Origin of the sequence: Micromonospora sp. NPDC005252, from assembly GCF_042872475.1 — a bacterium.
Taxonomy (GTDB): Bacteria; Actinomycetota; Actinomycetes; order Mycobacteriales; family Micromonosporaceae; genus Micromonospora.
The window spans coordinates 397,816-410,157 of the sequence record NZ_JBIAKN010000003.1; the positions used below are offsets into that span (position 1 = coordinate 397,816).

Below are 12,342 nucleotides of genomic sequence, written 5' to 3' on the forward strand. Positions count from 1 at the left end.
TACCCTAGGGTACGAGTTGCGTCGATTGGTGCGTCGATAATTGAGGAGGGCCGGTGGACACGAATCTCACCGCTGCCTATGACCGGTGTCGTGAGCTGCACAAACGGCACGGGCGTACCTACTATCTCGCCACCCGGTTGCTCCCCGCGTGGAAACGACGACATGTGCACGCCCTCTACGGATTCACGCGGTACGCCGACGAGATCGTCGACCGCACCGAGGACCTGCCACCGGCCGAGCGGGCCGCCCGGCTCGACGACTGGGCCAGCCGGTTCGTGGCCGGTCTGCACGGTGCGCCGGTCGACGACCCGCTGCTGCCGGCCGTGCTGCACACGATCGCCATCTTCGATCTCGACCGGGACGACTTTGCGTCGTTTCTGACGAGCATGGCGATGGACCTGACCGTCACCTCGTACGCGACGTACGACCACCTGCTCGACTACATGGAGGGCTCGGCGGCGGTGATCGGCACCATGATGCTGCCGATCCTGGGCAGCACCGATCCGGCGGCCGCCCGTGAGCCGGCTCGGCAGCTCGGCTTCGCCTTCCAGCTCACCAACTTCATCCGCGACGTCGCCGAGGACCTCGACCGGGGTCGCACCTACCTGCCCGACGAGGACCTGGCGAAGTTCGGCGTCACCCGCGAGGACCTGGCCGAGGCCAGCGCCCGCGGGCGCGGAACGCCCCGGACGCGCGAGCTGATCGAGTACGAGGTGACCCGGGCGCAGGCGCACTATGCCGCCGCCGCGCCCGGCATCACCATGCTCGCGCCGGCGTCGCAGGCGTGCATGCGCACCGCGTACGCCCTCTATGGCGGCATCCTCGACGAGGTTGCCGCGCAGGACTACGACGTCTTCACCCGCCGGGCCCTGGTGCCGCAGCGGCGGCGGATGGCGGTGGCCGCCCGCGCTCTGCTCACCCCGACGGGTACCCCGGTCACGATCCCCGGGCCGACGGTCCAGCCGGCGGCCCGATGACGGCGGGCACCGCGATCGTGCTCTTCACCCGCGACCTGCGGGTGCACGACCACCCGGCGCTGGCCACCACCTGCGCGGCGTTCGACCGGGTGGTGCCGCTGTACGTGCTCGACCCGGCTCTGGCCGGCTTGTCGGCCAACCGCACCCGGTTCCTGCACCAGGCGCTCGCCGACCTGCGCGACGCGCTGCGCGAGCGCGGTGGTGACCTGGTGGTGCGGCGCGGCGACCCGGTGGCCGAGACGATCCGGTTGGCCGGCCAGGTCGGCGCCACCGCCGTGGCGCTCTCCGCCGACGTCAGCCGCTACGCCCGTCGGCGGGAGCGGCGACTGCGCGCCGAGTGCGAGCGGCACCGGCTGCGCCTGCGGCTCTTTCCGGGGCTGACGGTCGTCGATCCGGGTGCGTTGCGCCCCGGCGGCGGCGGCGACCACTACCGGGTGTTCAGCCCGTACCACCGGGCGTGGGCGTCCGCGCGGTGGCGCGAGGAGTTGGCCGCACCCCGCCGGATCACGCTGCCCGACGGGGTGCGCGTGGGTCGGGTGCCGGCCCCGCCGGCCGGGGAGTCACCGGACGCGGTCACCGGCGGCGAGCGGCTCGCCCGACAGCGGCTCACCGACTGGCTGCCCGAGCTGGGCCGGTACGACGACCAGCACGACGACATGGCCGGCGACGACACCTCCCGACTCAGCCCGTACCTGCGCTTCGGCTGCGTGTCCCCGCTGTCGGTGGCCAACCGTGCCGGCGACCGGTCCGGGCCCTTCGTCCGGCAGGTCTGCTGGCGCGACTTCTACTACCAGGTCACCGCCGCGTTTCCGGAGATCTCGACGGCCGCCTACCGGCGGGGTGCCACCGAAGAGTGGCGCTACGACGATGACGCCCTGTCGGCCTGGGCCGCGGGGCGGACCGGAATGCCGATCGTGGACGCCGGGATGCGGCAGATGCGGGCGCAGGGTTGGCAGCACAACCGGGCGCGGCTGATCACCGCCGGCTACCTGACCAAGCACCTGGGGCAGGACTGGCGGGCCGGTGTCGGGGTCTTCTTCCGCTGGCTGCTCGACGGGGACGTGGCCAACAACTCGGGCAACTGGCAGTGGGTCGCCGGCACAGGCAACGACACCAAGCCGTACCGGGGGTTCAACCCGGTCCGGCAGGCCGAGCGGTACGACCCGGCCGGCGACTACGTGCGCCGCTGGGTGCCAGAGCTGTCGGAGGTGCCGGGCAAGGCCATCCACCAGCCGTGGAAGCTGCCCGACGACCTCCGCCGCACGGTGGACTACCCGCCGCCCCTCTCCGTACCCGGCACCGACCCGGTCTGGCTGCGCTGAGGCGACGACGCGTCAGAGCACCGAGTGCAGGGCCTCGGCCAGCTCGTCGACCCGGTCGTGTTCCGCGAGCCGCGCCGTGGCGTACGCGAGGCAGTAGCCGCGCACCGGGTCGGCCCAGGCGCTGCTGCCACCGAGCCCGCCCATGCCCCAGCTGCCGTCCGGCTCCCACTGCATACCCAGCGTCCACCGGGCCCGGCGGTCCAGCACCAGGTCCGGCCCGTCGTACTGGACCCGGGTGGCCTCGTCGACGAGGCCGGGGCTGAAGAGCCGTACGCCGTCCAGGACGCCACCGGCCAGCAGGCCGGCGTAGAGCCGGGCCAGGCCGGCGGCGGTGGCGTGCAGGTTGACCGCCGGCATCTCGGCGGCCCGCCACAGCGGGCTGTTCAGCACGGCGAGGTCCAGTCCACCGGCCGGGTTGCCCATCGCCCGCGCCCGCAGTGAGCCGGGCTCGCCGAGCTGCCGGCTCGGCCACTGTGGGTCGCCGTAGCGCAGGTCCGCGCAGCGCCGCTGATCCGCCTCGGCCAGCCCGAAGCCGAGGTCGAGCTGCCACGGGCCGGCGATCTCGTCGGCCAGGAAGCGGCCCACGCCGCGGCCGTCGACCCGGCGGACCAGCTCGCCCACCAGGTGGCCGTACGTCCAGGCGTGCTCTCCGGCCAGCGACCCGGGCGGCCACTCGGGGTCGGCGGCGGCCAGGTCGCCCGCGAGCAGCGCCCAGTCGGTGATGGCGGCCGCCGGCCGGGGCACCGGAAAGGCCGGCAGCCCGGCGGTGTGCGACAACACCTGCCGCACGGTGGCCGGGGTGCGGAACTCCGGCCAGTACCTCTCGACTGGCGAGTCGAGGTCGACCTGTCCCCGGTCGACGAGCAGCAGCAGGCAGAGCGCGGCCACGGGCTTGCCGACCGAGTAGACGTTGACTAGCGTGTCCGGCCGCCACGGTTGGTCGGACGGCCCGTCGGCGGTCCGGGAGCCGCCGACCAGGTCGAGCACCGGCTGGCCGTCGTACCAGATGGTCAGGCTGGCGCCGGACTCCCGGCCGGAAGCGAGCAGGTCGTGGAAGCAGTCCCGGACGGGGTCGAAGCGTGCAGGCATCGGATCACCGTAGGCGGTCCGACGGCGTTACCGTGCCGACTTTCCCCGACCCCGGTGGTCGGGGAGAGCCCGCTGGGGGATGCTGTCTCGATGGCGGAGCCGGAGCTGGTGGATGTGATCGTGGTGGGGCTCGGGGTCGGCGGCGAGGAGGTGGCCGGGCGGCTCGCCGAGGCCGGCCTCACCGTGGTCGGCGTCGAACGGGACCTCGTCGGCGGCGAATGTCCGTACTGGGGCTGCATCCCGAGCAAGATGATGATCAGGGCCGCCAACGCGCTGGCCGAGGCGCGTCGGGTCGACGGGCTCGCGGGCACGGCGCAGGTCCGGCCGGACTGGGCGCCGGTGGCGAAGCGGATCCGCGAGGAGGCCACCGACAGCTGGGACGACACGGTCGCGGTCGAGCGGTTCACCGGCAAGGGCGGCCGGTTCGTCCGGGGCAGTGGCCGGCTCGACGGCCCGGCCCGGGTCCGGGTCGGTGACCAGGTGTTCCAGGCCCGGCACGGCGTCGTCCTGGGCACCGGCACCCGGCCCTCGGTGCCGCCGATCGACGGCCTGGCCGACACGCCGTACTGGACCAACCACCAGGCGATCGAGGTCGAGCAGCTGCCCGAGTCGCTGCTGGTGCTCGGTGGGGGCGCGATCGGGCTGGAGCTGGCCCAGGTCTTCGCGCGCTTCGGCGTCCGCGTCACCGTGGTGAAGGCGCTGGACCGGGTGCTGGCCGTCGAGGAGCCGGAGGCGTCCGAGGTGGCCGCCGCCGCGCTGCGCGCCGACGGCGTCGAGATCCACACCGGCGTACGGGCCGAACGGGTCGAGCACGATGGCGACCGTTTCACGCTGCACGGCGGCGGTGGGGCGGAGTTCACCGCCGAGCGACTGCTCGTGGTGACCGGCCGCCGGGCGCACCTGGAGGAGTTGGGGCTGGACAGCGTCGGTGTGGACGCCACCCAGCGTTACCTGCCGGTGGACGACCGGCTGCACGTGACCGACGGCGTCTGGGCGGTGGGCGACCTGACGGGCGAGGGGGCGTTCACCCACATCGCCATGTACCAGGCGGGGATCGTCGTGGCCGATCTGCTGGCCCACGCCCGGGGGGCGACGGCGGGGGCCGACGCCAGCGGGACCGCCAGCGTCGTCGGCGGTGCGATGGGCGCTTCCAGTTCGCTGGCCGCCAGCGGGTCGAGTGGGTCGGCCGGCACCGTGCCGCGCGCCGACTACCGCGCGCTGCCCCGGGTGACCTTCACCGATCCCGAGGTCGGGGCGGTGGGGCTGACCGAGCAGCAGGCCCGCGAGCGCGGCATCAACGTGCAGGTCGGGTTCACCAAGCTGAGCAGTTCGACCCGGGGCTGGATCCACCGGGTCGGTGACGAGGGCTTCATCAAGCTCGTCGCGGACGCCGACCAGGGCGTGCTGATCGGCGCGACGTCGGTCGGCCCGGCCGGTGGTGAGGTGCTGTCGGCGCTGGTGGTGGCGGTGCACGCGGCCGTGCCGCTGAGCCAACTGCGGCACATGATCTACGCGTACCCGACCTTCCACCGCGCCATCGAGGACGCGCTGCGCGACCTGTCCTGACGGTGGCGTGCCGCTCTGTGTGCTGCCGAGCGTTGGGGCTGACCGCTCGACTCGGTCAGCCCGGGGTGTCGTCCTCCGTTGGGCGAGGCTGGCGGTACTTCTTGATCCAAGCCTCGACATCCTCGGCCAACCAGACCTTCGTCCCTCGTAGCTCCTGGTACGGCTTCGGGAAGGTGGGATACCGGGCAAGCTGCTGGAATCGCTGGCGCGAGACGCCCAGGCGTTCGGCGATCTCGTACGGCCCCATGAGCTGACCCGGCCCTCGGTCCATGGCCCGAACGTAAGACGACCTAGCCTTTCCTTTTGGCTATTGCCAGTTGACTAATTCGTCCGGGGTGGCGACTGTAGGCGTATGACCCGACGTGTTTCTTACGCCGAGTACCTGACGGCGGTCGCGCTGACGCTGGCTCGCCGGCACAAGCCGGTGTGGTCGTGGGTCAGGTGGCGGAACGTCTGCCGGTGTGGGAACGAGTTGCCGTGCCGAGTCAGGCATCGCGTCCCGATCAATCGCGGGCACTGGCCTGGCGAGGAGCGGTGACGACGTCGGCACCTCGTCCGGGAGATGTCGTGCTGATCGGGGCCGCCTGTTCGGTGCAGTTCACGGGTGAGCGGGCCCTCCTGCTGCGGCTGGTGTCACTGGGCGAGGTCGACCCGTACACCGGCTGGCTCTGGATCACGGGTTATGCGCTCGACGCGCAGGGGTTGGCGAGGGCCAAGCGCGAGCTGTTTGTCCGAAGAGCCGGGCTGCGCGTCCAGCGCCGGGTTGAACCGGCGGTCGGGCGTTCACGACGATCCAGTCCGCGCCTGACGACGTGACTCAGAATCTGACTGTCGACTGGCGAGCGCGGTGCGACAGCCGGACCGCAAACTTTGCCTCAATTGCCGTTCATTTCTTTCATTCTGGTGACGTACGATTGCGACCGTGACTAAGCGGTTGACTGAAGTTGCCAAGAAGGCGGGCGTCAGCGAGGCCACCGTCAGCCGGGTGCTCAACGGTCGGGACGGCGTCTCCGAGACGACCCGCACGGCCGTGCTGACCGCGCTGGACGTGCTCGGCTACGAGCGACCGACCAAGCTGCGCGGCGAGCGTGCCCGGCTGGTCGGGCTGGTGCTGCCCGAGCTGCAGAACCCCATCTTCCCGGCGCTCGCCGAGGTCGTCACCGGCTCCCTCGCACAGCGCGGCTACACCCCGGCGCTCTGCGCCCGCACGATCGGCGGCGTGTCCGAGATGGACTACGTGGAGATGCTCCTCGACCACCAGGTCTCCGGGGTGATCTTCGCCGGTGGTTCGTACGCGCTCGCCGACGCCCGGCACGACCACTATCGGAGGCTCACCGATCGGGGCCTTCCGGTGGTGCTGGTCAACGCCGGTGTGGACGAGTTGGGCTTTCCGCGCGTCTCCACCGACGACGCGGTGGCGGTGGAGCAGGCGTACGGGCATCTGCGTTCGCTCGGCCACGAGCGGATCGGGATGGTGCTCGGCCCGGAGGGGCACGTGCCGTCCCGCCGCAAGCTGGACGCGATGGTCCAGGTTGCGGGCTGGGGCGAGGGCGACGCTGAGTGCGTCCAGCGCTCCAGCTTCTCCATGGAGGGGGCGCGGGTCGCCGCGACGAAGCTCGTCGAGCGTGGCGTCACGGGCATCATCTGCGCCAGCGACGTGCTGGCCCTGGGCACCATTCGAGCCGCACGGCGGCTGGGTCGTGCGGTGCCGACGGACATCTCGGTGGTGGGCTACGACGACTCGGCGTTCATGACCTGCACCGACCCGCCGCTGACCACGGTGCGGCAGCCGATCGAGACGATGGGTCAGGCCGCCGTGGATCTGCTGGTCACCCAGATCGAGGGCGCCGGCGTCCTCCAGGACGAGCTGCTGTTCGAACCGGAGCTGGTGGTTCGCGGTTCCACCGCGCCCGCCCCCGGCCGCTGACGATGCCCCTGCCGTACTGACCGCCAGCCCCGTCCGGCCGTCGACCGCTCATCGCGGTCGGCGGCTTTTTTTGCGTCCATAAGCGATCAAATCCGGCGTAAAACAAGCGACTGTCGGTCTCTGTCGTCAAGAAGTCGTGTCCTTTCAACACACGGTCGACACCTTGCTGAAATGAGTCGGCCTCGTTACAGTGACTCCACTCACACCTGGCTCCGGCGCAGCTACAGGGCGTCAGGTCGCATCACCGCAGATCAGCGCACCTCATGGAGACACCCGTTCCCGAAGGGATGGACAGATGTCCGTACCGCAATACCGAAGGGCTGCGGCGCTGGCGCTCGTGGCCGGCCTGGGGTTCAGCCTCACGGCATGCTCCACGAAGAGCGACGACAAGGGCACGACCGCCGGCGGCAAGGTCACCATCACTGTCGACTGCCAGCCGATCGGCGCACAGAAAGAGTTGTTGAAGAACTGGAACGACGATGTCGTCGAGTTCCAGAAGCAGAACCCGGACATCGTCGTCAAGAGCGTGAGCGTCGGCGAGCAGTGCAACAACCCGCCGGACTTCACCGCCCGCCTCGCCGGCGGCACCGTGACTGACGTGTTCTACGGGTACATGACCGATCTCCAGCAGGTGCTCGACTCCGGTCAGGCGATGGACATCACCGGGGTCGTCAACAAGGACACGATCCCCACCTGGGACAGCGTCGACCCGGCGCTCAAGGAGGCCTTCACCGACGGCGGCAAGCTGTACGCCGTCCCGGTGAAGAACTACTCGATGGGCCTGGTCTACAACAAGGTCCTGTTCCAGAAGGCCGGGCTCGACGTCAACAACCCGCCCAAGACCTGGGCCGACGTCCGGGCCGCCGCCAAGAAGATCTCCGCCCTCGGCAACGGCATCGCCGGCTACTCCGAGTACAGCGCCGGCAACACCGGCGGCTGGCACTTCACCTCGCTGCTCTACTCGCAGGGTGGCCAGATGCTGACCCCGGACGGCAAGAAGGCCGACTTCAACAACGCGATGGGCAAGCAGGTCCTGCAGAACATCAAGGACATGCGGTACGGCGACAACAGCATGGGCTCCCGCCAGCTGCTCCAGTGGGGTGACCTGCTGACCAACGCCGGCGCGGGCAAGGTCGGCATGTTCATCGGCGCCCCGGACGCCACCCAGGCGATCGTCAGCCAGTTCCAGGGCAAGTTCCAGGACTGGGCGATGGCCCCGCTGCCCGGCCAGGACGGTCCGGCGAAGGGCACGCTCGGCGGCGGCGAGGGCTACTTCTTCAAGAAGGACCTCTCTCCCGAGCAGGTCAAGGCCGGTCTGAAGTGGATCGCTTACCAGAAGCTCACGCCGGGCAAGGGCCAGTTCGACTACGTCCGGGCCAAGCCGCAGAACTACCCGGTGGGTCTGCCCCAGCCGCTGCTGTTCGCCAACGGCAGCGAGGCGCAGAAGCAGGAACTCGAGCTGCGCAAGGCGAACGCGAACGTCGACACCGCGAACTTCGCCATCTTCGAGGCGACCCCGGTGCCGATCAAGGGTGAGCCGCGCAACGCGCAGGCGATCTACGCGGTCCTCGACGCCGCGATGTCCGGAGTGCTGACGAACCCGAACGCGAACATCGACGCGCTGCTGAAGACGGCGGAAGAGAAGGTCAACCAGCTCCTGGCCGCCGAGAGCTGACCGGCAGGTGTGGGGGTCGGCCCGCCGGCCCCCACATCCCGCGCCGCACCGTCCGCGTCACTGACTTCCGCAGGAGTTGCCTTGGCGATCACCGCCGTCCCCCAGGCCCCCAGGAAACCGGGTCGCCCGATGTCGCCGTACGCGACAGGGCCGCAGCGCACGAGCCTCGGCCGCAAGGTACGGGACAACCTCGCCGGGCACGCGTTCCTGATCGGCGCCGTGCTCTGCTTCGTGGTCTTCTCCTGGTACCCGATGATCCGCGGCATCGTCATGAGCTTCCAGCGGACCAGGCGCGGCGAGACGACCTGGGTGGGCTGGGACAACTACTCCCGCCTCATCGCCGACCCCAGCTTCTGGCCCGCCTGGAAGAACACGCTCTACTTCACTTTGCTCGCGCTCGTGCTCGGGTACGCGGTGCCGTTCTTCGTGGCGATCCTGCTCAACGAGTTCCGCCACGCCAAGGGTTACCTGCGGGTCCTGGTCTACCTGCCGGTCATGCTGCCGCCGGCCTCGGCGCTGTTCCTCTTCAAGTTCTACGCGTACGACCCCAGCGAGGCGGGGTTGTTCAACGCGATCCTCACGGCGCTGCACCTGCCCACGTCGCAGTGGATGCAGTCGCCTCAGATGACGATGCCGGCCATGGTGATCGCGTCCACCTGGATGAACATGGGTGGCGCCGTCCTGATCTACCTGGCGTCGTTGCAGAACATTCCCGGTGAGCTGTACGAGGCGGCGGAGCTCGACGGCGCCGGGATCTGGCGGCGGATCCGCCATGTGACGATCCCGCAGACCCGGCTGATCCTCGCGCTCCTGGCGATGCTGCAGATCGTCGCCACGATGCAGCTCTTCATCGAGCCACTGATCCTCGCCAACGGCGCGGGCGCGGAGGATTCCGCGACCTCGGTGGCGTACCTCATCTACCAGCACGGGTTCTTCCAGAACGATCTCAACGGCGCCGCCGCGCTGGGCGTGATCATGCTCGTGGTGCTGGCCGGCTTCTCCGCCGTGTACGTGCGACTGACTGCGAAACAGGACTAGGACGGCGCCCAATGGCACAGGATTCCGGTACCCGGACCCTCATCTCCCACTCCCAGCTGAGCCGGGGGCGCGGCAAGGCCATCTACTGGACGCTGCTCGTGGTCGTCGTCGCGGGCTTCACGCTCGTCTTCCTCGGGCCCCTCTACTGGATGGTCACCGGCGCGCTCAAGTCCGGCCAGGAGATCGCGCAGACCCCGCCGTCGCTGTTCCCGAAGGACCCGCAGCCGCAGAACTACATCGACGCGTGGAACAACCTCGCCCTCGCCAAGCTGCTGTTCAACACCTTTTACTACGCCATAGGGGCGGTGCTGTTCCAACTCGTCTTCGACAGCGCCGCCGCGTACTCCCTGTCGAAGCTCCGGCCGATCTTCGGCAACGCGATCCTCGCCCTGATGCTGGGCACCCTGATGATCCCGGCGATGGTCCTCATCGTTCCGCAGTACGTGACGGTGCTCGACCTGCCGATCCTGCACATCAACCTGCTCGACTCACCGTTCGCGATCTGGCTGCCGATGGTCGCGAACGCGTTCAACATCTTCCTGCTGAAGCGGTTCTTCGACTCGATCCCGGAGGAGCTGATGGCCGCCGCCCTGATGGACGGGGCGACGTCGCTGCGCACGCTCTGGTCGATCATCCTGCCGCTGTCGCGTCCCATCCTCGGCGTCGTCTCGATCTTCGCGGTGACCGCGGTCTGGAAGGACTTCCTCTGGCCGAAACTGGTCATGCCGTCGCCCGAGACCCGGACGGTCAGCGTCGGCATCTACACCTTCGCGGGTGGTACGCCGATGAACGTGGTGATCGCCGCGTCGGTCATCGCCGCCATCCCGACTGTCATCATCTTCCTGATCTTCCAACGGAACATCATGTCCGGCCTGACCACGGGCGGCATCAAGGGATAGCCCACGACCGCATTCACCCGCGCGGCGAACAACGACCGTTCGTCCCGACACATATCTCCCTCCGGCGAACCCGCCGACGTACTGACGCAGAAAGCAGGTGCTCGTGTCCACAGCTGACAGAAGTCCGTGGTGGCGTGGAGCCGTGATCTACCAGGTGTATCCCCGGAGCTTCGCCGACGGCAACGGCGACGGCATCGGTGACATCGCCGGCATCCGGTCCCGGCTGAACCACCTGTCCGCGCTCGGCGTCGACGCGATCTGGTTCAGCCCCTGGTACCCGTCCCCGATGGCCGACGCCGGGTACGACGTGTCCGACTACCGCGACATCGATCCGGTCTTCGGCACGCTCGCCGAGGTGGAGGCGTTGATCGCGGAGGCGCACGACCTCGGCATCCGGACGATCGTCGACGTGGTGCCGAACCACTGCTCCGACGCGCACCCGTGGTTCCAGGCCGCGCTGGCCGGCGGCCCGGGAGCGCCCGAGCGGGACCTGTTCTGGTTCCGTCCCGGCCGCGGCCCGAACGGTGACCAGCGGCCCACCGACTGGATCGGCGAGTTCGGCGGCGAGACCTGGACCCGCACCACCAACCCGGACGGCACGCCCGGCGACTGGTACCTGCACCTGTTCGCCCCCCAGCAGCCGGATTTCAACTGGGACCACCCCCGGGTGCGGGCAGAATTCGAGGACATCCTGCGGTTCTGGTTCGACCGGGGCGTCGACGGCATCCGGATCGACTCCGCCGGTCTGCTGGTGAAGGACGGGACGCTGCCCGAGGTCCGACCGGACCACCAGCACCCGTTCCACGACCTCGACGGCGTGCACGACATCTACCGGGGCTGGCGGCGGGTCGCCGACTCCTACGCCGATCGCGCGCTGATCGGTGAGGTGTGGCTGCCGGACCGGCAGCGGTTCGCCAACTACCTGCGCCCCGACGAGCTGCACGCGGCGTTCAACTTCGACTTCCTCGGCTGCGCCTGGGACGCGTCCGCGCTGCGCGAGAGCATCGACGGGACGCTGAGCGCGCACGCGCCGGTCGGCGCACCGGCCACCTGGGTGCTGTCCAACCACGACGTGACGCGGCACGTCACCCGCTACGGCCGGGCGGACACCACGTTCAGCTTCGCGGCCAAGCGCGAGGGGATCCCCACCGACCTGGAGCTCGGCACCCGCCGGGCGCGGGCCGCCGCGCTGCTGTCGCTGTCGCTGCCCGGCGCCGCCTACGTCTACCAGGGCGAGGAGCTGGGGCTCTGGGAGGTCGAGGACATCCCGTACGCGCTGCGGCAGGACCCGATGTGGGAACGCTCCGGTCGGATCGACCCCGGTCGCGACGGCTGCCGCGTGCCGCTGCCGTGGGCCGGTGACGAGCCGCCGTTCGGGTTCAGCCCGGACGGGGCGGCGGCGCCCTGGCTGCCCCAGCCGGCCGACTGGAAGGACCGGACGGCGCTGGCGCAGACCGGCGACGCGGCCTCGATGCTGGAGCTGTACCGGGCGGCGATCCACATCCGGCGGGCCGAGGCGGCGCTCGGCGACGGTGAGCTGACGTGGCTGCCCGCCCCGGACGGGGTGCTGGCGTTCAGCCGTGGCGGTGGCTTCCGCTGCCTGGTCAACCTCACCGACTCGGCGGTGCCGCTGCCCGCCGACGGGGAGCTGCTGCTGGCCAGTGGCCCCCTCGACGACGGTCTGCTGCCGTCGGACACCGCCGTCTGGCTGCGTACCCCCGGAGCGGTGGACGGACCGCGCGCGGACGCCGCCGCCCTGACCTGATCCGACCGACGTGGGGGGGGGGGGGGGGGCGCCGCGGCGCCCGCCCCCCCCCCCCCCCCCCCCCCCCCGGCGGGGGCCCCCCCG

General features: G+C 70.4%; 11 protein-coding genes. 9 read left to right on the plus strand and 2 right to left on the minus strand.

The features are described from left to right. Positions 1–53 precede the first annotated feature (53 nt). Both ACFYPH_RS11465 and ACFYPH_RS11470 read left to right on the plus strand, forming a co-directional pair. A complete protein-coding gene (locus ACFYPH_RS11465; protein ID WP_354853533.1) occupies positions 54–977 on the plus strand; it encodes a phytoene/squalene synthase family protein in 924 nt (307 codons plus the stop codon). Continuing rightward, entirely contained in the window at positions 974–2,299 is a 1,326-nt protein-coding gene (locus ACFYPH_RS11470) for a cryptochrome/photolyase family protein (RefSeq protein ID WP_387181032.1), read from the plus strand. The genes ACFYPH_RS11465 and ACFYPH_RS11470 overlap by 4 nt, the downstream gene beginning before the upstream one ends. Positions 2,300–2,311: 12 nt before the next feature. On the opposite strand, the gene ACFYPH_RS11475 is transcribed toward ACFYPH_RS11470, so the two are convergent. Further along, the gene (locus ACFYPH_RS11475) at positions 2,312–3,388 is read right to left on the minus strand and encodes a serine hydrolase domain-containing protein (protein WP_387181035.1); all 1,077 of its coding nucleotides are present in this window, start codon (positions 3,386–3,388) and stop codon (positions 2,312–2,314) included. A gap of 90 nt (positions 3,389–3,478) precedes the next feature. Between ACFYPH_RS11475 and ACFYPH_RS11480 the strand changes: the two genes are divergently transcribed. After that, positions 3,479–4,954 carry a dihydrolipoyl dehydrogenase family protein gene (locus ACFYPH_RS11480; RefSeq protein ID WP_387181038.1) on the plus strand — a complete coding sequence of 492 codons (1,476 nt, stop codon included), beginning with the start codon at positions 3,479–3,481 and terminating at the stop codon, positions 4,952–4,954. A gap of 55 nt (positions 4,955–5,009) precedes the next feature. On the opposite strand, the gene ACFYPH_RS11485 is transcribed toward ACFYPH_RS11480, so the two are convergent. Beyond that, positions 5,010–5,225, minus strand: coding sequence for a hypothetical protein (locus ACFYPH_RS11485; protein ID WP_354853544.1), 216 nt, complete (start codon positions 5,223–5,225; stop codon positions 5,010–5,012). A 296-nt stretch (positions 5,226–5,521) separates the two neighbouring features. On the opposite strand from ACFYPH_RS11485, the gene ACFYPH_RS11490 reads away from it, so the two are divergent. The 6 genes from ACFYPH_RS11490 to ACFYPH_RS11515 all read left to right on the plus strand — a co-directional run bounded on the left by ACFYPH_RS11490 (position 5,522) and on the right by ACFYPH_RS11515 (position 12,258). After that, complete coding sequence (locus tag ACFYPH_RS11490) at positions 5,522–5,770, plus strand: hypothetical protein (RefSeq protein ID WP_354853547.1); 249 nt, start codon at positions 5,522–5,524, stop codon at positions 5,768–5,770. Positions 5,771–5,876: 106 nt separating this feature from the next. Next, positions 5,877–6,881 carry a LacI family DNA-binding transcriptional regulator gene (locus ACFYPH_RS11495; RefSeq protein WP_354853550.1) on the plus strand — a complete coding sequence of 335 codons (1,005 nt, stop codon included), beginning with the start codon at positions 5,877–5,879 and terminating at the stop codon, positions 6,879–6,881. A 295-nt stretch (positions 6,882–7,176) separates the two neighbouring features. Beyond that, entirely contained in the window at positions 7,177–8,556 is a 1,380-nt protein-coding gene (locus ACFYPH_RS11500) for an ABC transporter substrate-binding protein (protein WP_387181042.1), read from the plus strand. A gap of 81 nt (positions 8,557–8,637) precedes the next feature. Next, positions 8,638–9,594: a carbohydrate ABC transporter permease gene (locus ACFYPH_RS11505; protein ID WP_387181044.1), complete on the plus strand. Its 957-nt coding sequence runs from the start codon at positions 8,638–8,640 to the stop codon at positions 9,592–9,594. 11 nt (positions 9,595–9,605) lie between these two features. Then, positions 9,606–10,493, plus strand: coding sequence for a carbohydrate ABC transporter permease (locus ACFYPH_RS11510; RefSeq protein ID WP_387181047.1), 888 nt, complete (start codon positions 9,606–9,608; stop codon positions 10,491–10,493). Between the two features lie 142 nt (positions 10,494–10,635). Next, positions 10,636–12,258 carry a glycoside hydrolase family 13 protein gene (locus ACFYPH_RS11515; RefSeq protein ID WP_387181050.1) on the plus strand — a complete coding sequence of 541 codons (1,623 nt, stop codon included), beginning with the start codon at positions 10,636–10,638 and terminating at the stop codon, positions 12,256–12,258. Positions 12,259–12,342 lie beyond the last annotated feature (84 nt).